Below are 20,040 nucleotides of genomic sequence, written 5' to 3'. Positions count from 1 at the left end.
GAATATGTACATAAATTTTTCAGGTAAAGAGAGGTCCTTAAATCGTGAAACAGAACGAAAAACCAACTGCGCTAATCATGTTATTTGGTGCGACAGGAGATTTAGCAAAACGGAAGTTATTCCCGTCTTTATATAATCTTTATAAAAAAGGTAAGCTTGAACGATTCGCCGTCATTGGCGTTGCACGACGTCCTCTTACGAATGAAGAATTTCAAAAAAGCGTTGCTGACTCGCTGCAGGTATCGAGCGACAGCAGCGAAAATCTTGACGACTTCACGTCCCGCTTTTACTACCATTCTCACGACGTGACCGATTCAAGCTCCTATCAAGTATTAAAAAACATGGCAGGAGAATTGGATCAGCATTATTCGCTGGAAGGAAATCGAATTTTTTATCTGGCAATGGCTCCTGAATTTTTCGGCACAATTGCCGAGCATTTAAAGCATGATGGGTTGACCGATGTTCCCGGCTTTAAACGGCTTGTCATTGAAAAGCCGTTTGGGCACGATCTTGAGTCCGCGAAAGAGCTGAACAGCCGGATTCGGACCGCTTTTAATGAGGACGAGGTTTACCGGATCGATCATTATCTCGGCAAGGAAATGGTGCAAAACATTGAAGTGATTCGCTTTGCGAACGCAATTTTCGAACCGCTTTGGAATAACCGCTTCATTTCCAACATTCAAGTCACTTCGAGTGAGACGCTCGGTGTCGAAGAACGGGGACGTTATTACGAAAAGAGCGGCGCACTGCGCGATATGGTGCAAAACCATATGCTGCAAATGGTTGCCTTGCTCGCGATGGAACCGCCGATCCGCTTAACGACAGATGAAATTCGCTCAGAGAAAGTCAAGGTGTTGCGGGCGCTACGTCCTTTAGAAGGGCAAGAGGTGAACAACGCGTTTGTCCGCGGCCAGTATGGCGCAGGCCAGATAAATAGCACACCAGTCCCTGCTTACCGGCAGGAGCAGATGGTCGACGAGAACTCAAATACAGAAACATTCGTGGCCGGAAAACTGTTGATCGATAATTTCCGCTGGGCCGGTGTTCCAATCTATATTCGGACAGGTAAACGGATGAAAGCAAAATCAACAAAGATTGTCATTCAATTCCAAGATGTGCCGATGAATTTATATTATCAAACGGAACAAACATTACATCCGAACCTGCTTGTTATTCACATTCAGCCTGAAGAAGGTATCACCCTGCATTTAAACGCGAAAAAGTCAGGGAAGAACACCGAGGCGACCCAGGTCAAATTAAATTTCGCCAATAAGGACATTGACGGGATCAACACACCTGAAGCCTACGAAAAACTTCTTTATGATTGCATGCGTGGAGATGCGACAAATTTTACGCATTGGGATGAGGTTGCCCTATCCTGGAATTTTGTTGATAAAATCTCTGACGTATGGGAAAGCACAAAGGAACAAAACTTCCCGAATTACGAATCTGGGTCGATGGGTCCCGATGCAGCAGATGAACTGCTTGCAAAAGATGGATTTTTCTGGTGGCCAGTTACAGATTTAGAAGTAGAAAATTGTTAAAAATACCCCCTGTCGATTTTTTGGCAGGGGGTATTTTATATCCCGATTCCTCTAAATTCTTATGAAAACAAGCCTTTAATGCTGTCGATCAATTCTTTAAAGAAATTTGAAACAGATTGGAGAAAGCCTTCATCACCAACAGCTTCATCAATCCTTTTCTGAATGTCACTCGTTAAATCCTCAAGCTGGTTTCGGACATTGTCAAAATTAATATTCAAAGCGCGCATTCTTTCAAACAGATCAATCAAAAGCTGCCTGTCTTCCGGACTTAAATTGATTTCAAGCGCCTTAAGCTTGTCATCAACAATTTGCTCGATTTCTTCTTTTGTCGCCGGATTTTGTTCAGCAATTTCCTTCTTGATCTCCGTCAGCAACTCACTCACCTTGTCTTGATCAAGCCCTTCCTTTTTTGCCAGATCGGTAGCCAGATTTAATTCATCATTGGCAACCTCCGTGCGCTCCTGATCCAGTGGAGCACCCTCTCCCTGATCGTAAGCTTTATAAATGCCGACTAAGGCAGAATGGCCGCTCACCTTCACCGGTGAAGCAACATCAACAACGGCGTCTTCAACACCTGCGGTTAACAAAGCATTTGAATACATTTCATCGGTTACTTCGGTAATGTTCTCCGGCGTCACCTGATTGATCACGAGGCCTTCGCCAGCATCTTTTCGTGTTATTTTAGCTGAGGAATACATATTTGAATGGGGATCACCTTTTATATAATGGACCAGATCCTCTCCGGTCACGGTGATTTCCTCCACTTTGCTCGGATCCGTCACTTCAAGTAACTCACGGACTTTATCTTTTTGTGCTTCTGATAAGGCTTCGCCGTAGACGACAATCGGCAGGCCGAATTTTTCGTTAATGCTCTCTTCTTCTTTCCCGCTGTCTGCAAAGGCGGTTCCGTTTATAGTAAACATCAATGATAATACCACAAACATCGCAAACCATTTTAAAGATCGTCTCAACATGGATTGTTCTCCTTTTCTTTTTAAAAGAATTCTATTGTTATTGACTGTTTTTATCGGGGAAAAGTTTCATTTTTAATCAAAATGATCATTTCAGACCTATTATCCTTTCGCAACATTTCACAATAACCGTATACCCTGCTCCCGGCAATTGAAACCGCTGCTTGGCATTGGGCTTGTGTCAATACGTTATTGGCTGTCAGGTTTCGCATAAAATTATTATGTCTGGTGCTGCGGGTAGAAAAAAACAGTGCTCCCCATATAGGTGCACTGTTTTTGTTTTATTCCATCCACTCAGTGTGAAAAATTCCTTCTTTGTCGATTCGTTGGTACGTATGGGCACCGAAGTAATCGCGTTGCGCTTGAAGCAGGTTCGCCGGGAGCGTCTCAGTGCGATAGCTGTCATAATAGGAAAGAGCAGCTGCGAATGACGGTACCGGAATTCCGTTTTGGACGGCCGACCCGATTATTTCACGCAATGCCTTTTGGTAGCTTTCAACAATCTCCTTAAAGTAAGGATCAAGCAGCAGGTTTTTCAGGCCTGGATCACGGTCATACGCTTCTTTGATTTTTTGCAGGAACTGGGCACGAATGATACATCCGCCTCGGAAAATCATCGCGATTTCACCGTACTGGAGGTCCCAACCGTATTCTTCGGAAGCAGCCCGCATTTGCGCAAAACCTTGGGCGTAAGAACAGATTTTGCTCATGTACAATGCCTTGCGAACTGATTCAATAAACGCTTGTCTGTCACCGCTAAAAGCTTGAACCTCTGGTCCGCTCAAAATTTTGCTTGCTTGTACACGTTCTTCCTTCATAGCTGAAATGAAACGGGCAAACACGGACTCAGTAATAATTGGCAGCGGCACGCCCAAATCGAGCGCGCTTTGGCTCGTCCATTTTCCTGTTCCCTTTTGTCCCGCTGTATCAAGAATCACATCAACGAGCGGTTTTCCTGTTTCTTCATCCACTTTTGTGAAGATGTCCGCGGTAATTTCGATTAAGTAGCTGTCAAGTTCACCCTTATTCCAGTCGGCAAACACTTCATGCAGTTCCCCTGCGCTTAAGCCAAGCACATTTTTTAACAGGAAGTACGATTCGGAAATTAGCTGCATATCGCCATATTCGATTCCGTTGTGAACCATTTTCACGTAATGGCCGGCACCATCGGGACCAATGTAAGTCGTACAAGGCTCACCGTTTACCTTAGCGGAAATGTCTTTAAATATAGGTGCAACGAGATCATAGGCTTCCTTCTGGCCGCCTGGCATGATGGAAGGACCCTTCAGCGCGCCTTCTTCACCGCCGGAGACACCAGTTCCGATAAAATGGATGCCGAGCTCGCTCAACTCCTTATTGCGGCGTTGTGTATCAACAAAGAATGTATTTCCGCCATCGATGACAATGTCGCCTTTGTCGAGGAGCGGCTTTAATTGCTCAATCGTAGCGTCTGTTGGTCCACCCGCTTTTACCATAAGTAAAATTTTGCGGGGAATCTCAAGAGATTGAACGAATTCTTCCATAGAGTATGTACCAATAATGTTTTTTCCCTGTGTTTCCTCAAGCATCTCGTCCGTTTTTTCACGGGAGCGGTTATAAACAGAGACTGTATAGCCCCTGCTCTCGATATTCATGGCGAGGTTTTTTCCCATTACCGCCAAACCGATGACGCCGATTTGTTGTTTTGTCATGTAAAAAACGTCCCTTCTACACCTAAAAATGTATTCAACCACATTAACTGCCAGTTTCTGCAGCAATGGATCATATAGAATAACCCACTTAACTTTAGCAAGTTTCAAATTGAGATGCAACTAAACAACCCTGTTATCCTTAATTTAAACGTTTACAGGCGAATTCATCCAGAGCGGCTGATGCTTTATTCATTTTTTTTATCTTGCTCACTCGGAAATGTATGCAAAAAATCTTTGTTGAAGCTTGTATCTGTGCCAATTTTCGGATTCTGTCCGTCCTTGTCCGCCAGTGACCCTGCATGTTCGATGATATGTTTGCCATATTTCTCCCTCAGCTTTTCAACCGTTTGCAGCAGGGGCTCCTTTTTAGCGTCTTCTTCAAACGAAAATAGATCAAGCTGTTTGATTGCCTGTCCTTTTTCCTGAAGATCTGTCCCGGTGACTCCCAACAGCCTGACCGGGTCACCGTTCCAATGCTTTAAAAAAAGCTGTCCGGCCGCAGAATGTATTTCCTCTTTGCGGCTGATCGGGTTGTCGAGCTTTCTGCTTCTCGTAATGGTTTTTCTGTCCTTATAGCGGATTGTCACTGCAATGTTTGCCGCGACAACCTGCTTTCTCTTCAGCCTGATTGCCACCTTTTCGGACAGGCCTTCAAGAACATGAAGAAGAGCCTGCTGATTGGCGACATCCTTTGGAAGGGTCGTCGAATTGCCGACGCTTTTAAAATCGGACACAGATTCAGGGTCAACGGGCCTGCGGTCTTCGCCGTTCGCGCGTTCTTTCAGCCTCGCTCCATTAATCCCGAGGTGCTTCTTCAAAGGAATCAGATCTGCGGCCGCGAGATCGCCAATTGTGTGAATTCCAATTGCAGCTAATTTTTCAGCCGTCTTTTTACCGATCCCATACATCTCCCCGACAGGCAGTGGCCAGAGAATTTTTGGTACATCGCGCTTTCTTAGGATTGTAATCCCCATTGGTTTTTTCATATCGGATGCCATTTTGGCAAGAAATTTATTCGGAGCAATCCCGATGCTGCAGGGCAGGTCAAGCTGCTCATAAATCCTGTTTTGGATCGTTTCGGCTATTAGAAGCGGTTCGCCAAGTTCATGGCTTTCCGTGATATCCATATACCCTTCATCGATTGAAACCGGCTCGACGAGGTCGGAAAATTGCCGCAGGATCTCGAACATTCCAATTGAAGCGGCCCGATATCTTTCAAAATTCGGCTTTTTGACAATCAGCTGTGGACAAAGCTTGCGGGCTTCCCATAAAGTCATCGTTGTTTTAACGCCGAATTTCCTTGCCTCATAGCTGCAGGTTACAATAATGCCGCGCCGTTCTTCAACATTGCCGGCAATCGCAAGCGGCTTCCCCTTCAAAGATGGATCATATGCCATCTCCACAGAAGCATAGAAACTGTTCATATCTACGTGCAAAATGACTCGGCCCTTTTTTGGATACATCTCTTTCATGCCGGCACTTCCCTGATTTTCGGATTCTGTCTTTATTTTACCAGAAATCATTCACAAACACACGTTCTTGACCAGCGCTTTTTAGGCCAATTAAAAAAAACAGCCCAATCGAAGAGCTGTTTCCTGTTTGAAAATTAATTTGTTTGTGCCTGACCCTGCATATGTTCTCGAATCTCTTTGATCCCTTCAAGCGACTGGACTAGAATGGATGGATCGATAATCGTGATAAGACGCTGATCCAGATTGGCTACACCGGTGAAGTAATTTGTCTTTTGATAGGCGATTAAGCCGATCTGCTTTAGATCATCGGACGGGATATCGAGAATTTCTTTCGCATCTTTCACAAGTACGCCAAGCGCCAGATCATCTGTTTGCAGGACGATTAATCTTGTTTGCTCAGTGATCTCCAAACTGCGCTTATATAAAATGTTTTCAAAGTCGATGACAGGTATTAATTCTCCTCTTACCTTAACAATCCCGTTTACATATTCCGGAAGGTGGGGAATCGGCGTTGCCCCCTCCATTTTTTCGATGGAAATAACATTTTCGATTGGGATCGCATAATCTTCACTTCCCACCTGAAAAACAACCACTTTTTTTATTTCACTCACGCTCATTCCCCCTATTATATAAACACACCAATATTTACCTACCTTTTATATTACAAATTACCTAGGTCATTTGTCTATAGTAAATAGGAATTTTTATATAAAAAAAGGGAACCACAATGGCTCCCTCATTGGTTAAGCTTCAGTTACTTCCGCGATAATGGCAATCACCATTTCTGCAAGTTTGTTTAACTCTTCAATCGGCATCCGCTCGTTAGTTGTATGAATTTCCTCATAACCGACAGCGAGATTGACCGTTGGGATGCCGAAACCGGCGATCACGTTGGCATCGCTGCCGCCCCCGCTTTTTTGGAGTTCGCAGCTGCGGCCGATTCTTGCGGCTGCTTTTTTGGCTATTTCAACAACATGGTCTCCGTCACCGTACTTGAAGCCGGGATACATAACCTGAATATCGACATCAGCTTTTCCGCCTCGTTCCTCTGCAGCTGCTTCAAAAGCTGCCTTCATCTTGCGGACCTGGGCTTCCATTTTTTCCGGGATCAGCGAACGCGCTTCCGCTAATATGTCAACCCTGTCACAAACTATATTCGTCTGTGTCCCGCCTTCAAAGCGGCCGATATTGGCAGTTGTTTCTTCATCAATTCTGCCAAGCGGCATTTTTGAGACCGCTTTGGCCGCAATCGTAATCGCAGAAACACCCTTCTCAGGAGCAACACCGGCATGGGCCGTTTTGCCGTGGATAATCGCTGCCACTTTGGCCTGGGTAGGAGCTGCAACAACGACGTTTCCAACCTTGCCATCGCTGTCCAGCGCAAAGCCGTATTTCGCTTTTAGCAAGGAAGGATCAAGCGCTTTGGCACCAATGAGGCCGGATTCTTCCCCCACGGTAATAATAAATTGAATCGTCCCATGGGGAAGATTTTCTTCCTTCAAGACGCGGACCGTTTCAAGCATGACCGCGAGCCCGGCTTTATCATCCGCCCCGAGAATCGTTGTTCCGTCGGTCACTACATATCCGTCTTTAATAGAAGGCTTTACTCCATTGGCAGGGACAACTGTGTCCATGTGGGATGTAAAATAAATCGTGTCTGCACCATCTTTAGTCCCGCCCAGGGTACAAATGAGATTCCCGGCACCATGACCGGTTTGCGCGGTTGTATCGTCTTCGTAAACTTCTAATCCTAAATCTCTGAATTTCTGTTTTAAAACTTTAGCAATTTCAGTTTCATGTTTCGTTTCCGAATCGATTTGCACTAACTCAAGAAACTCATTTAATAGACGTTCCTGATTGATCATTTTATTCCCCCCTGTTATATGCTCACTATGCTAGTATACCTTTTACGATATTCATCAAGCAATGAATGAGCACGTTTAAAGCGGGATGTTGCCATGCTTTTTAAGAGGGCGGGTTTCTTTCTTATTCCGCATCATTTCAAGTGCCTGGACCAATTTAATTCTCGTTTCTCGCGGGTCGATCACATCATCGACCATGCCTCTGCTAGCGGCCACATACGGATTGGCAAATTTCTCCCGGTATTCTTCGATCTTTTGCGCCCTTGTTGCTTCAGGTTTAGCACTGTTTTGGATTTCGCGCGCAAAGATGATATTCGCTGCCCCCTGCGGACCCATGACAGCAATTTCTGCATTCGGCCAGGCAAAGACGAGATCAGCACCGATCGATTTACTGTTTAACGCAACATACGCCCCTCCGTACGCTTTTCTTAAAATAACCGTCAATTTCGGAACCGTTGCTTCTGAATAAGCGTATAAAATTTTTGCCCCGTGGCGGATGATACCACCATGCTCCTGCTTAATCCCAGGGAAAAAGCCGGTTACGTCTTCAAAAGTGATGATCGGTATATTGAAGGAATCACAAAAACGGATAAACCTTGCCGCTTTATCTGAACTATCGATATCCAGGCCGCCTGCCATCACTTTTGGCTGGTTGCAAACAAGCCCGACAACTTCTCCTTTAATCCGTGCAAGCCCGACGACGATATTTTTTGCAAAGTCCTTATGTACTTCCAAAAAAGAGTCCTCATCAACGACTTGTTCAACAACAAGTCTGACATCGTACGGCCTAACCGCATCAAAAGGAATCACATCGGTTAAATCAGGGCGATAATCTTCTATTTCATCGGCTTCCTTATGAGGCGGTTTTTCTTGATTATTTTGCGGCAAATAGCTTAACAGCTCTCGAACTTGCTCAATCACCTCCTGCTCTGTCTTACCCCGAAAATGCGCATTACCGCTAATCGCATTATGTACTTTAGCGCCGCCAAGATCTTCAGAGGAAATCTTTTCTCCTGTAACGGTTTCAATTACTTTCGGGCCGGTAATAAACATTTGGCTCGTTTGCTCAACCATAAATACAAAGTCGGTAATCGCTGGAGAATAAACCGCCCCGCCGGCACATGGACCGAGGATCACCGATATTTGCGGAATGACGCCGGAGTAAATGGCATTTCGGTAAAATATCTGGCCATAGCCATCCAATGAGACAACGCCTTCCTGGATTCTTGCTCCGCCGGAATCATTTAAGCCGATAAAAGGCGCTCCATTTTTCGCCGCCAAATCCATCACGCTGGCAATTTTGTTCGCATGCATTTCCCCCAAGGCACCGCCAAAAACGGTAAAATCCTGGGAAAACAAATAAATCGGGCGGCCATTTACCTTACCGTAACCTGTGACCACCCCGTCTCCGGGGCCTTTTTGTTTATCAAGCCCAAAATCTGTCGAGCGGTGTTCAATAAATGGATTCAGTTCAACAAACGTACCGGGATCGACGAGCAATTCAATTCTCTCTCTCGCCGTCAGCTTCCCTTTCTCATGCTGCTTTTCAATTCGTTCGTCTCCCCCGCCCATTTCTACCTCGCGGCGGCGGTCATACAGTTCATTTATTTTCTCATAGATGTCCGCCATTCTGTTCCTTCAGTCCTTTCTTTTCACATAATTCAAAGAGGACACTGCCTGTTGATTTCGGATGCATAAAAGCAACAAGTGCCCCGCCAGCTCCAGTTTTCGGAATATCGTGAATCATCTTGATTCCTTTTGTCCTGATTTCTTCGATTCGCTCTTGAATCGATTCAACGCCAAAAGCAACATGATGGATTCCTTCCCCGCGTTTCTCAATAAATTTAGCCACCGCACTGTCGGCTGCGATTGGCTCCAATAGCTCAAGCTTTATATTTCCTGCATCTAAAAACGCCACTTTAAGCTTCTCGCTTGCTACCTCTTCCATACCTATTAATGGTAGGTTGAGAATTTCTGTATAGAAAGGCAGCGCTTCCAAAATTGATTTCACGGCGATGCCGATATGATCAACCTTTTTAATCATCATTTTCCCCTCCTTTAATGTATACAAATATGTCAGGCCAGACCTGCATGTCCTGGCATGGCAACATGCAAGTCTGGCAAGCAAGTAATAAATTTAATAGAATATACTTAATACTTTAAATTATTCGACGAAAATTCCAAAAATCCTTCATCGACCTGAGCGGTTGTTCATGATCGCTTTTCCTAGTAAAATAATAGATAGAGGTAGATCTAAGTTTAGGAGGAGATTTAATGTCAAATCGAAAGGCAAGAAAAATAGTAGTTTACTTAATGATTTTTATCATGCTCGCATCGACACTCATGATGGGACTAACGATGTTTTTATAGAAGACGGTAAAAGGACTGTTCAAAAGTTGAACAGTCCTTTTTATTCTAGCGCCCCATATTCGGCTCCTAATTCTTCAAAGCTTTTGCCCGTCGAAGTTACGAGAATGCGTGTGCCGACGGGTATATAATCGTACAGTGATTCGACTGCCTCGTTTTGCATGCGGATGCACCCTTGTGAAATATATTTTCCAATAGAGGAAGGATCATTTGTCCCGTGAATTCCATATATGCGTCCGTCCGTATCTGCGGCATCAAAGCCGATCCATCTTGATCCGAGCGGGTTGTCAGGATGCCCGCCTGGTATGTCTTTTTTGCGGTAATAAGGAGCCACCGCTTTAACAGTAACTGTAAAAAAGCCTTCAGGAGTAAGATCTTCGTTTTTCCCGGTTGCCGCACTAATCACTGTCTGGACCCGGTTATCATCGATTAACGCAACCTGGTTCGTTGTTTTGTTGACGATGACGAATGCATCACCGGGAAGCGGATTGGGGCCAAGCGGCCAGATTGGGGAAATCGACAGCAAAACAAGCAATGCAGATAGCAGCCTCAGCATTTCATCACCTGCCCATTTATTTCCCCTAGTTTGCTTCTCCTTCCGTCTTTTCATGCACCTCTCGCTTCGAATTTATTCCTTTGAATGAACTTTTTAAAATTAAATATCGTTCCATTTCTTTAAAAAAATGCCAGAGGGCAGCCCGTGCTTCGAACTCTTCCCTCGTCGTCGGCAGTTCCATCTGCTCAAATTCAACCCTCATCCGCAGCAGCTTTTCAATAAAAAAGACTGCCGTATTTCCCGGATGGATGTTCTCCGATAATTCTTCAATAAAGTCAGCAATCATTTTCCCCTGTTTCACAGGCAGCGAAATTGAAGTTACCGTCGGAAGAACCGTTTCGAGAATCTCAAATTGTTTTTCCCTCATTTTAAAATAATGATAGTAAAAGTTCTCATCCCGCAAAAAATGGTTTTCAACATCGCGAAAGGCGAGCGATTTTCCTTCATCAATCAATCTCGCCGTTTCCGTAATTTCACGTCCATCCCAATCACTTTCATTGGTGCGCAAATAACGGACAATTTCTTTAAAAATTGTTTTAAAATGAGCTTCGATTTGGCGCTGATAGTCTTCGAGCCTGCCTTCGACACTTGGCATATAAAGATTCATTATTAATGCAATGCCGATTCCGATAACGATGAGCCCTAATTCATTCAATAGTACCTCGCCCGTAACATTGCCTGATGAATAAATATGTAAAATTATCACGCTGCTTGTGACAATCCCGTCGCTTACCCGGAGCATCACTGCTGTCGGAATAAAAACAAGCAACAGTAAACCAATGACGAGCGGGTGGTAGCCAAGCCCCTCAAACAACAGCACCGAAAAAAGCATCGCCACCAAACATGCTAAAAATCGATCCCATGACGCCCTTAACGATTTTTTCTTCGTGACTTGAATGCATAAAATTGTTAATATTCCGGCGGAAGCAAAATTATGCAGCCCGACGTACTGTGCCAAAATAATAGCTAGAGCAGTTCCTAATGCGGTTTTGAGTGTGCGATAGCCAATTCTGAATTTCTTCATCAAAATTTCTCCTACATTTCTTATGAAAAAAAGATGATCAAAGCTGACCATCTTTTTATTAAGGATAAACCTTTTATAGCATTTTTTGCAAGAAATCCTGGGCACGCTGGCTTTTAGCCGCACTGAAAAATTCAGCCGGAGGCGCATCTTCAACAAGTATGCCGCCGTCGAGGAATAGAACGCGGTCGGCCACCTCCCGGGCAAAGCCCATTTCGTGGGTGACGATCGCCATTGTCATTCCTGTGTGGGCAAGCGACTTCATGACCTCCAATACTTCCTTTACCATCTCGGGATCGAGCGCTGACGTCGGCTCATCAAACAGCATCACTTCGGGATCCATGGCGAGAGCACGGGCAATGGCGACACGCTGTTTTTGTCCGCCTGATAATCTGTTTGGATATTCATGAGCTTTATCGGACAATCCGACTTTAGCGAGCAGTTCAAGCCCCTTCTGCTCTGCTTCCTGCTTCGATAATCCTTTTACCTTCATCGGCGCGTAAGTTAAGTTTTCCAGGGCTGTTTTATGAGGAAAAAGATGAAAATGCTGAAAGACCATCCCGACACTTTCACGCACTTTCATAATATTTGTTTTATCATCGGTTATTTCATGCTCGCCGATCCAAATTTTTCCTGAGGTTGGATCTTCAAGCCGATTCATGCAGCGCAGAAAGGTTGACTTACCCGAACCGGACGGCCCGATAATCGCAACAACTTCCCCATCATGAATCGCTGTCGAAATTCCCTTTAAAACTTCGAGCTTTCCAAACGACTTATGCAAATCTTCAATTTTAATCACTGCGCCTCATCCTCCTTTCCATCGCTTTACCGATAATTGTTAACGTCATGACCATGACATAATAAATCATTCCGGCAATTAACAGTGGTTCGAAAAACGAGAATTTTTCAGCACCAACCTGGTATGAACGCCTCATAATATCCAATACCCCAATTGTCGTCACAATCGCCGATTCCTTCGTTAAAGTAATAAATTCGTTCATTAAGGCCGGTAAAATATTTTTTAATGCCTGGGGCAAAATGATATCCCACATCATCCGCTTGTATGGAACGCCAAGTGCCATCGCCGCTTCGCGCTGGCCCTTGTCCACTGCTAAAATCCCGGCCCGGATGATTTCGGAAATGTACGCTGCTGAATTCAAACCAAAAGCAAGTACCGCTGCGACATAAGCGTCAATTTGATAGCCGAGCAGCTGCGGTGAACCGAAGTAGATAATCATCAATTGGAGAACAAGCGGTGTACCGCGAAAGACCGATGTATACGCATCGGCAATCCAGCCAAGAATTCTTATTGAACCAATTTTAAATAAGGCTAAAATAATTCCAAATGCAAAGCCTAAAATCCCTGCCATGATGACGATTTGAAGGGTAACGCCAATCCCTTTCAATATATAGGGCAAGGAGGGGATAAATTGTGCAAAATCTAAATTCATTGAGATACTCAATCCTCTCGCTAAAATGCAATATTTGAAGGAAAAAACGTTCAGAAGGCTGATCCTTCTGAACGCTGTTTATTTGTGGCAAACTATTCTTTGCTGCGGAACCATTTTTCTATTAATTTATCAAGCTCGCCATTTTCTTTCATTTCATTTAGAACTTTGTTAAATTCAGCTGTATGTTCGCTTTCCTTCGGGAAGGCAATCGCGGAACCTGCTTCTTCAGGATCATCTTTCAAAGTAAATCCTGTCAGATCCGGATTGTTTTTGAAATATCCTTGTGCAACTACATCTTCAATGACGGCTGCATCAAAGCGCCCCGCTTTTATTTCCTGGATTAATTCCGGAATGCGATTGCGATTTTCGATCTTGATGTCAACCTGTTTAGAAATTTCATCAGCTTTTCCTTCCTGAATCGAACCAAGCTGTACCCCTACGGTCTTTCCTTGTAAATCTTCAATTGTTTCAATACCGCTATCCTTCTTTGAAACAATCATGTGCTCTGCCGTGAAATAAATATCGCTAAAGTCAACATTCTTCTTACGGTCTTCTGTCGGCGTCATCCCGGCCATGACGAAATCGACCTGTCCACCCTTCAATGCCTCAATCAAGCCGGCAAAATCCATGTCCTTTACTTCGATTTCATAGCCAAGTTCTTTGCCGATGGCATTGGCAAGATCAATATCAAAACCGATATAATCGTCGCCCTTTGCTGTATCAACATATTCGAACGGCGGATAATCAGCCGATGTTCCCATTGTTAACACTTTTTTATCGTTACCGTTTTGCCCGCCGCTTGAATTTTTTTCAGTTGAGCCACATGCGGCCAGCAGACCGATTAATAATATGCTCATTAAAAATAATCCGATTGCTTTTTTCATTTATTTTCCTCCTATAACTTTTCTGAAAATTAATATTTTTCGTAATTAACTTTTATTTTATAGTAAATATCTATCAATTTTCAAGTACAATCTATGAACTTATATATATTCACCTAGATGAATTTTAACACATTTTTATATTTATGCAAGAATATTATTAAATATAAATTTTCGGTTAACCGTGGAAATTATTATGCTGCAAAAATAGTAGATAGGAGAGGCTAAGTAGGCAATCCTAAATTGCGGGGATTTTTGAAAGAAATAAAGCCCCGGTGCTCCGGGGCTCATTTATCATACTTCATCGCAATGTTGTTCGAAGGCTTGCTGCAGTTTTGATACAACAGCCATTGGTTCATGTCCTTCTATTTCATGCCGTTCGATCATCGTTACGAGTTTTCCATCTTTTAATAAGGCAAAGGACGGAGAGGATGGCGGGAATCCTGTAAAATAGCCTCTTGCTTTTTCAGTCGCTTCCTTGTCCTGGCCTGCAAAAACGGTGACAAGCTGATCGGGGCGCTTATCATAATGGAGTGCATGAGCAGCAGCAGGACGGGCAATTCCCCCGGCACAGCCGCACACGGAATTTACCATTACTAATGTAGTGCCTTCCTTTGTAAGCGTCTGCTCTACCTCTTCAGGTGTTGTTAATTCTGCATATCCAGCCGTTACGATTTCCTGGCGGGCCTGGCGGACAACGTCATTCATAAATAAATTGAAATCGATGTTCATTATTATCGCTCCCTTTCTAGAAATAATTTTAGCAGAGAAAGAATTTGGATTGTAATCATTTGCTTAAACTCTGCCCTGGAGTGATTCCTTTTTCAATGATAACAAGATCGCGACCAAGTTTTCAATTAAGCCAAAAAAGATTCATAAATAAGTTTAACTCCTATCGTACCGGGAATACAAATAATACAGCTAGATCCATACCCCTAAACTCCCTAGATGATGGATAGTGCCATAATGGCGCTATCCGCTTTTTTTTTTTACTATTGGCCGTGCCGATAAAATAGTTTAAATAAGCTGTCCACCGCCGACGTAACCGTTGTCTGGCCGGAGACCACTTCGTTTTCGAGCTTGGGCAACTCGGCTTTAATTTCAGGATGATGAAAAAAAACGGCTTGCAGCTGGTCAACGATCATGGCGTACATCCATTCTCTCGTTTGGCTTCTCCGTCTTTCTGCAAAAGAGCCGCTCTGTTCTGTTTTTTCTTTGAATGCCACAATCATTTGCCACATTTCCTTGATGCCTTGCTGATGAAGAGCTGAGCATGTATGCGCCTCTGTTGCCCATCCTTTTGTGGCAGGCTGCAGAAAGTGCAAAATGCGGTTGTACTCTTGTCTTGTTTTTTCAGCGATTGGTTTATTTGCACCATCCGCTTTATTGACAACCACCGCATCTGCCAGCTCCATAATTCCCTTTTTCATTCCCTGCAATTCATCGCCTGCTCCAGTCAACACAAGCAACATAAAGAAATCGACCATGTCCCTGACGATCACTTCACTTTGTCCGACACCGACCGTTTCTACTAAAATCACATCAAAACCGGCCGCTTCACATAGCAGCATCGTTTCTCTTGTTTTTCTGTGGACACCGCCGAGCTTTCCGCCTGATGGTGACGGGCGGATAAACGCGCGCGGGTTCCTGGAAAGCAGCTCCATTCTCGTCTTATCACCGAGAATACTCCCTCCGCTTATCTTTGAGCTCGGGTCGACAGCAAGGACGGCAACATGTAGCCCTTGATCGCACAAATAACTGCCAAACGCTTCAATAAAAGTGCTTTTCCCCGCACCGGGCACACCGGTAATACCAATCCTGATCGAATTTCCGGCATAGGGCAACAATCGTTGCAGGAGCTGCTGTGCTTTGGCAAAATGGTGCTCAGCATTGCTTTCAATCAGTGTAATCGATCTTGCAAGATAGCTCCGATCACCTTCCTGGACGCCTTTAGCAAGCTTTGCAACATCAAGATTAACTGGAATTTTTTTTTGAAAACGGCCGCTTTTTTTTATGGAGACTCCTGGTGTTCCTGCTTCAACACCTTTGCTGATCACCCCCGCAAAATCATCGGGCCGGTTCGGGTCGTTCCATACGGGTTTTTGTTCATCCTTCATTTACGGTGCCACTTCCTCATACCCGAGTCGTTCATAAATCGATCTGATTACTTTTTGGGCAGCGACAGGAATCACTGTTCCCGGGCCAAAAATGGCTGCGGCACCGTGATCATATAGATACTGGTAGTCCTGGGCAGGTATGACTCCTCCAATGACGACCAGAATATCTTCCCTGTCAAGTTTCAGGAGTTCTTCCAAAAGCTGCGGAAGCAGCGTTTTATGGCCGGCTGCCAATGAGCTCATCCCGATCACATGGACATCATTTTCGACAGCCTGAAGGGCCGTTTCTGCCGGCGTCTGGAATAACGGGCCGATATCAACGTCAAAGCCGAGATCGGCAAACGCAGTCGAAATGACTTTCGCCCCCCGGTCATGGCCATCCTGGCCCATCTTTGCAATCAAAATCCGCGGCCTTCTGCCCTCGTTTTCAAGAAATTCATCGGTCATTTTTTTCACTTCGGCAATTTCTTCTTCGTTGGAGAAATGGCTGCTGTATACACCGCTGATTGACCGGATTACAGCCTTATGGCGATTTGCAACAGCTTCAATTGCATCCGAGATTTCGCCAAGGGTAGCTCTCACCCTTGCCGCCCTGACGGCCATTTCAAGCAAGTTCGCGTCTCCCGTTTCTGCTGCTTTCGTGAGCGCTGTTAAAGCTTCCTTTACTTCATGTTCATCCCTTAATTCTTTGAGCTGCTTCAATTTTTCGATCTGCCTTAAGCGGACGGCCGTGTTGTCTATATCCAATATGTCAATCGGTTCTTCTTGCTCAGGACGGTAACGGTTTACGCCGATAATCGTCTCTTTGCCTGAATCGATTTGGGCCTGGCGACGGGCCGCTGCTTCTTCAATTTTCATTTTCGGAAGACCAGTTTCAATCGCTTTCGCCATTCCCCCGAGATTCTCAATCTCCTCGATGTGAGCCCATGCCCGCTCGATCAGCTCATTTGTCAAAGCTTCTACGTAGTACGAGCCCGCCCATGGATCAATCACTTTCGTAATTCCTGTTTCCTCTTGCAAATATAACTGGGTGTTGCGGGCGATTCTCGCTGAAAAGTCAGTCGGCAGGGCAATGGCCTCATCAAGGGCGTTCGTATGTAATGACTGCGTATGGCCCATTGCCGCCGCATGCGCTTCGATCAAAGTCCGCGTTACATTATTAAAAGGATCCTGCTCGGTCAGGCTCCACCCCGATGTTTGCGAATGGGTGCGAAGTGCCATTGATTTAGAATTTCCCGGTTCAAAGCTTTTCATCATTTTTGCCCAAATGAAGCGGGCGGCCCGCATTTTAGCGACTTCCATAAAGTAATTCATCCCAACCGCCCAGAAAAATGACAGCCTTGGTGCAAATGAATCAATATCGATTCCGGCCTTCATTCCTGTTCTTACATACTCGAGACCGTCTGCCAGTGTGTACGCAAGTTCAATATCGGCAGGTGCACCTGCTTCCTGCATATGATATCCCGAGATACTGATGCTGTTAAATTTCGGCATGTAATTCGCGGTGTATTCAAAAATATCGGCAATGATTTTCATCGACATTTCCGGCGGGTAAATATACGTGTTACGAACCATGTATTCTTTGAGAATATCGTTTTGTATTGTACCTGATAGCTTCTCCTGACTCACTCCCTGCTCCTCTGCCGTGACGATAAAGAATGCCAGAATCGGCAGGACGGCTCCGTTCATCGTCATCGACACCGACATCTGATCAAGCGGTATTCCATCAAAGAGCGTCTTCATATCAAGTATTGAATCGATCGCAACACCCGCTTTTCCAACGTCTCCAACGACGCGGGCATGGTCGGAATCATAGCCGCGGTGGGTTGCGAGATCAAAAGCAACAGACAGCCCCTTTTGGCCCATTTCCAAATTCCGGCGATAAAAAGCATTGCTTTCCTCGGCAGTTGAAAACCCGGCATACTGGCGCACAGTCCACGGCCTGTTGACATACATCGTTGGATACGGCCCTCTTGTGTACGGCGGGATTCCCGGTTTGTCATTTAGATGCTCAATGTTTTTTAAATCATCAGAAGTATAGAGCGGCTTAAGTTTTATCTGCTCGTTCGTCTCAAACAAAAGATCATCTATGGAGCCGCGAATCTCCGCCTCGGCTGCTTTTTTCCAGGCATCAGAATCAAGGGCAGGCTGATCGCCAAAAAGCTTTACACTTTTGAAATCAGGCTTATCCTTCATTGTCATTGGCCTCTATTTCTGTCAGCATCGCAGAAAGCATCGCATAGCAGTTGCTTCGCATATGAATAAATTCATCGATTCCGGCTCTTCGCCATTCTTCTCTTTCTGTCCCTTCCGGCAACCCCGCTAAATAAAGCTTTAATTTCGGATACCTGCCTTTCAGGAGCCGTGCTGTCTCGATTCCTTCAGAACTATATCTTTCATTACTGCCGCACAGGCAATAATGGCTGAAAGCCGTTTCTTCTATGAATGGATAGACATCATCAATAGAATCTATTGGTGTGCTTCTGTGCGAATGGACCCCTGCCGGTGCTAAAAATCCCGCGACAAAGTCGGCTCTTCCCTTATATTCCTTCAGCGCTCCAAGGCAGATCAAGCCGACCAACGCCTTTGCTCCTTGTGCTGCTTCTATTTTTCCTGCTCTCTTTCGTAACGCTTCATATGGCTCCGCTAAACGCGACTTCTTTAACGGGGTAATCATTTCGGCTGCCCGGCCGTCATCATGAATTGAGAATCCAGCCTTGGGACGAAGAGGAACGTCCTGCAAATTGGCATAAACATTAGTGCCGATGATGCTCTGCTTTCGCATAAAGATATCTTCCTGCCTCTTCCTGTTCACGTCAGCAACTTTTTCCTGGAGCCAGCCAGAGCGGAGCACAGCGGCAATCCCGTTTTTCTCGTCAATTTCTAAAAACATTTCCCACGCTTTTTGTGCCAGCTCATCTGTCAAGTGTTCGATATACCATGATCCACCGGCAGGATCGGCGACTTTATTCAAATAAGATTCTTCCTTCAGCAGAAGCTGTGTGTTGCGGGCAATCCGTTCCGCAAGCGAATTCGGGCTGTCTTCAGGGTCATTATATGGATTGACGTGAAGGTACTGGACACCGCCCAACACTGCTGCAAACGCCTCATTTCCGCTCCTCAGTATATTCACATACGGATCATATACGGTTTTTGTAAACGTCGACGTTTCCGCCGCGATAATCGCTCTTCCGGATTCAGGCCCTGCCCCAAACGCTTCCGCTACTTTCAACCAGAGCAGCCTCGCTGCCCGCAGCTTGGCAACCTCCATAAAAAAGTTGGCACCCACCGCCATTTTAATCACGATCTTCTCCAATATTTTCTCAAGATTGATGCCGTTTTCGAGGAGCTGCTGAATATGATAGCTGCCGGTTGCCAGCGCAACTGCCAGCTCTTGAACAGCATTTCCGCCGCTATTATGGACAGGGATGGTATCGATTAAAACGGTTTTCAGATTCGGCAGCATTTGATCGGTTTTCTCAATCAGTTCAGCCCAGTTTTTATAAGCGCTTTCCAGTTTTATCGGCAATTTCCCTGTTTCAGCGAGCCGTGCGACCGGATCCATGCCAACATAACCGGTCACGTTCTCATTTCGGCTTCCAGACAAATTGAGCAGTTCATTTAGAAAATGACTTTGTCCGTCCTTAGCATTGATACAGAAAGGATAGCGGTCATAGATCCCATCCAAAATGAAGGGAAGGCTTTTGTCAACATGTTTACTTACGTCGAATGAAACAGCTGTCTGGCCTTTTTTCAGTGAATCCTCAAGCTTGTTTCTTAAATCTTGTTGATCTGTGTAAGTGATTTTTTGTGCAATATGCCACCCATTTGCGGCCATTCCGAGCGGGTTTATACCCCTGCGGAAATCGGGCTGACCGGGATACTGTGATGGGCTTCCGTTCCGATTCTCTCCTGAATAAAGCGGTTTCAAAATAATCGATTCATATGTATTCGTTGCCAAGGAATCGACCGTCTTCCCTTTTAGTGATTGTTCTGCTTTTCGTTGCCAATCTTCCATCGTGACGCCAGAAAAACGCTTATTTTTCATTTCGTTAATCATGATTACGCTGACCCAGTTGGACAGCTTTCCCCTCCTTCCCGGTTGTG

General features: G+C 45.0%; 18 protein-coding genes. 2 read left to right on the top strand and 16 right to left on the bottom strand.

The window, feature by feature from the left end; genetic code table 11:
• The first annotated feature begins 44 nt into the window (after positions 1 to 44).
• Positions 45 to 1,544: a glucose-6-phosphate dehydrogenase gene (gene zwf, locus CVD23_RS11490; protein ID WP_101666095.1), complete on the top strand. Its 1,500-nt coding sequence runs from the start codon at positions 45 to 47 to the stop codon at positions 1,542 to 1,544.
• Positions 1,545 to 1,603: 59 nt separating this feature from the next.
• Here zwf and CVD23_RS11485 read toward each other — a convergent pair whose 3' ends face one another.
• The 7 genes from CVD23_RS11485 to mce form a co-directional block, all read right to left on the bottom strand.
• Complete coding sequence (locus tag CVD23_RS11485; protein WP_101666094.1) at positions 1,604 to 2,518, bottom strand: DUF1002 domain-containing protein; 915 nt, start codon at positions 2,516 to 2,518, stop codon at positions 1,604 to 1,606.
• Between the two features lie 278 nt (positions 2,519 to 2,796).
• A complete protein-coding gene (gene gndA, locus CVD23_RS11480; RefSeq protein WP_101666093.1) occupies positions 2,797 to 4,206 on the bottom strand; it encodes an NADP-dependent phosphogluconate dehydrogenase in 1,410 nt (469 codons plus the stop codon).
• A gap of 185 nt (positions 4,207 to 4,391) precedes the next feature.
• Positions 4,392 to 5,678 carry a DNA polymerase IV gene (locus CVD23_RS11475; RefSeq protein ID WP_101575826.1) on the bottom strand — a complete coding sequence of 429 codons (1,287 nt, stop codon included), beginning with the start codon at positions 5,676 to 5,678 and terminating at the stop codon, positions 4,392 to 4,394.
• A 134-nt stretch (positions 5,679 to 5,812) separates the two neighbouring features.
• Positions 5,813 to 6,289 (bottom strand): chemotaxis protein CheW, encoded by a 477-nt coding sequence (locus tag CVD23_RS11470; RefSeq protein WP_101666092.1) that lies wholly within the window; start codon positions 6,287 to 6,289, stop codon positions 5,813 to 5,815.
• A gap of 132 nt (positions 6,290 to 6,421) precedes the next feature.
• The gene (locus CVD23_RS11465; protein ID WP_101575701.1) at positions 6,422 to 7,543 is read right to left on the bottom strand and encodes a M20/M25/M40 family metallo-hydrolase; all 1,122 of its coding nucleotides are present in this window, start codon (positions 7,541 to 7,543) and stop codon (positions 6,422 to 6,424) included.
• Positions 7,544 to 7,618: 75 nt separating this feature from the next.
• Entirely contained in the window at positions 7,619 to 9,169 is a 1,551-nt protein-coding gene (locus CVD23_RS11460) for an acyl-CoA carboxylase subunit beta (protein WP_101575700.1), read from the bottom strand.
• Positions 9,153 to 9,587, bottom strand: coding sequence for a methylmalonyl-CoA epimerase (mce, locus tag CVD23_RS11455; protein WP_101666091.1), 435 nt, complete (start codon positions 9,585 to 9,587; stop codon positions 9,153 to 9,155). The genes CVD23_RS11460 and mce overlap by 17 nt, the downstream gene beginning before the upstream one ends.
• 227 nt (positions 9,588 to 9,814) lie before the next feature.
• Here mce and prli42 point away from each other — a divergent pair, with 227 nt between their 5' ends.
• Complete coding sequence (prli42, locus tag CVD23_RS21970; protein ID WP_180954994.1) at positions 9,815 to 9,910, top strand: stressosome-associated protein Prli42; 96 nt, start codon at positions 9,815 to 9,817, stop codon at positions 9,908 to 9,910.
• Positions 9,911 to 9,950: 40 nt separating this feature from the next.
• On the opposite strand, the gene CVD23_RS11450 is transcribed toward prli42, so the two are convergent.
• From CVD23_RS11450 to CVD23_RS11410, 9 genes are all read right to left on the bottom strand, one after another.
• Positions 9,951 to 10,463, bottom strand: coding sequence for a L,D-transpeptidase (locus tag CVD23_RS11450; protein ID WP_101575825.1), 513 nt, complete (start codon positions 10,461 to 10,463; stop codon positions 9,951 to 9,953).
• A 25-nt stretch (positions 10,464 to 10,488) separates the two neighbouring features.
• The gene (locus CVD23_RS11445) at positions 10,489 to 11,487 is read right to left on the bottom strand and encodes an aromatic acid exporter family protein (RefSeq protein WP_101666090.1); all 999 of its coding nucleotides are present in this window, start codon (positions 11,485 to 11,487) and stop codon (positions 10,489 to 10,491) included.
• A 73-nt stretch (positions 11,488 to 11,560) separates the two neighbouring features.
• Positions 11,561 to 12,283, bottom strand: a complete 723-nt coding sequence (locus CVD23_RS11440; RefSeq protein ID WP_101575697.1) for an amino acid ABC transporter ATP-binding protein — start codon at positions 12,281 to 12,283, stop codon at positions 11,561 to 11,563.
• Positions 12,276 to 12,935 carry an amino acid ABC transporter permease gene (locus CVD23_RS11435; protein ID WP_101575696.1) on the bottom strand — a complete coding sequence of 220 codons (660 nt, stop codon included), beginning with the start codon at positions 12,933 to 12,935 and terminating at the stop codon, positions 12,276 to 12,278. Before CVD23_RS11435 ends, CVD23_RS11440 begins: the two co-directional genes overlap by 8 nt.
• Before the next feature lie 92 nt (positions 12,936 to 13,027).
• A complete protein-coding gene (locus tag CVD23_RS11430) occupies positions 13,028 to 13,819 on the bottom strand; it encodes a transporter substrate-binding domain-containing protein (protein WP_101666089.1) in 792 nt (263 codons plus the stop codon).
• 291 nt (positions 13,820 to 14,110) lie between these two features.
• Positions 14,111 to 14,548, bottom strand: a complete 438-nt coding sequence (locus CVD23_RS11425; protein WP_101575694.1) for a BrxA/BrxB family bacilliredoxin — start codon at positions 14,546 to 14,548, stop codon at positions 14,111 to 14,113.
• A 260-nt stretch (positions 14,549 to 14,808) separates the two neighbouring features.
• Positions 14,809 to 15,933, bottom strand: coding sequence for a methylmalonyl Co-A mutase-associated GTPase MeaB (gene meaB / locus CVD23_RS11420; protein WP_101666088.1), 1,125 nt, complete (start codon positions 15,931 to 15,933; stop codon positions 14,809 to 14,811).
• A complete protein-coding gene (gene scpA / locus CVD23_RS11415; RefSeq protein ID WP_101666087.1) occupies positions 15,934 to 18,129 on the bottom strand; it encodes a methylmalonyl-CoA mutase in 2,196 nt (731 codons plus the stop codon).
• On the bottom strand, positions 18,119 to 19,993 hold the full coding sequence (locus tag CVD23_RS11410; protein ID WP_257988344.1) for a methylmalonyl-CoA mutase subunit beta: 1,875 nt from the start codon (positions 19,991 to 19,993) through the stop codon (positions 18,119 to 18,121). Before CVD23_RS11410 ends, scpA begins: the two co-directional genes overlap by 11 nt.
• Between the last annotated feature and the right edge of the window lie 47 nt (positions 19,994 to 20,040).

The sequence above is a fragment of the Bacillus sp. V33-4 genome (assembly GCF_002860225.1).
Classification (GTDB): Bacteria; Bacillota; Bacilli; order Bacillales; family Cytobacillaceae; genus Bacillus_BJ; species Bacillus_BJ canaveralius.
This window is presented reverse-complemented; position numbering and strand designations above follow the sequence as displayed.

What these genes read in the sequence shown, in the direction of transcription:
- CVD23_RS11485 (WP_101666094.1), bottom strand. Translation starts at nt 2,518, where the DNA reads ATGTTGAGACGATCTTTAAAATGGTTTGCGATGTTTGTGGTATTATCA.
- gndA (WP_101666093.1), bottom strand. Translation starts at nt 4,206, where the DNA reads ATGACAAAACAACAAATCGGCGTCATCGGTTTGGCGGTAATGGGAAAA.
- CVD23_RS11475 (WP_101575826.1), bottom strand. Translation starts at nt 5,678, where the DNA reads ATGAAAGAGATGTATCCAAAAAAGGGCCGAGTCATTTTGCACGTAGAT.
- CVD23_RS11465 (WP_101575701.1), bottom strand. Translation starts at nt 7,543, where the DNA reads ATGATCAATCAGGAACGTCTATTAAATGAGTTTCTTGAGTTAGTGCAA.
- CVD23_RS11460 (WP_101575700.1), bottom strand. Translation starts at nt 9,169, where the DNA reads ATGGCGGACATCTATGAGAAAATAAATGAACTGTATGACCGCCGCCGC.
- mce (WP_101666091.1), bottom strand. Translation starts at nt 9,587, where the DNA reads ATGATGATTAAAAAGGTTGATCATATCGGCATCGCCGTGAAATCAATT.
- prli42 (WP_180954994.1), top strand. Translation starts at nt 9,815, where the DNA reads ATGTCAAATCGAAAGGCAAGAAAAATAGTAGTTTACTTAATGATTTTT.
- CVD23_RS11450 (WP_101575825.1), bottom strand. Translation starts at nt 10,463, where the DNA reads ATGCTGAGGCTGCTATCTGCATTGCTTGTTTTGCTGTCGATTTCCCCA.
- CVD23_RS11445 (WP_101666090.1), bottom strand. Translation starts at nt 11,487, where the DNA reads ATGAAGAAATTCAGAATTGGCTATCGCACACTCAAAACCGCATTAGGA.
- CVD23_RS11435 (WP_101575696.1), bottom strand. Translation starts at nt 12,935, where the DNA reads ATGAATTTAGATTTTGCACAATTTATCCCCTCCTTGCCCTATATATTG.
- CVD23_RS11430 (WP_101666089.1), bottom strand. Translation starts at nt 13,819, where the DNA reads ATGAAAAAAGCAATCGGATTATTTTTAATGAGCATATTATTAATCGGT.
- CVD23_RS11425 (WP_101575694.1), bottom strand. Translation starts at nt 14,548, where the DNA reads ATGAACATCGATTTCAATTTATTTATGAATGACGTTGTCCGCCAGGCC.
- meaB (WP_101666088.1), bottom strand. Translation starts at nt 15,933, where the DNA reads ATGAAGGATGAACAAAAACCCGTATGGAACGACCCGAACCGGCCCGAT.
- scpA (WP_101666087.1), bottom strand. Translation starts at nt 18,129, where the DNA reads ATGAAGGATAAGCCTGATTTCAAAAGTGTAAAGCTTTTTGGCGATCAG.
- CVD23_RS11410 (WP_257988344.1), bottom strand. Translation starts at nt 19,993, where the DNA reads ATGATTAACGAAATGAAAAATAAGCGTTTTTCTGGCGTCACGATGGAA.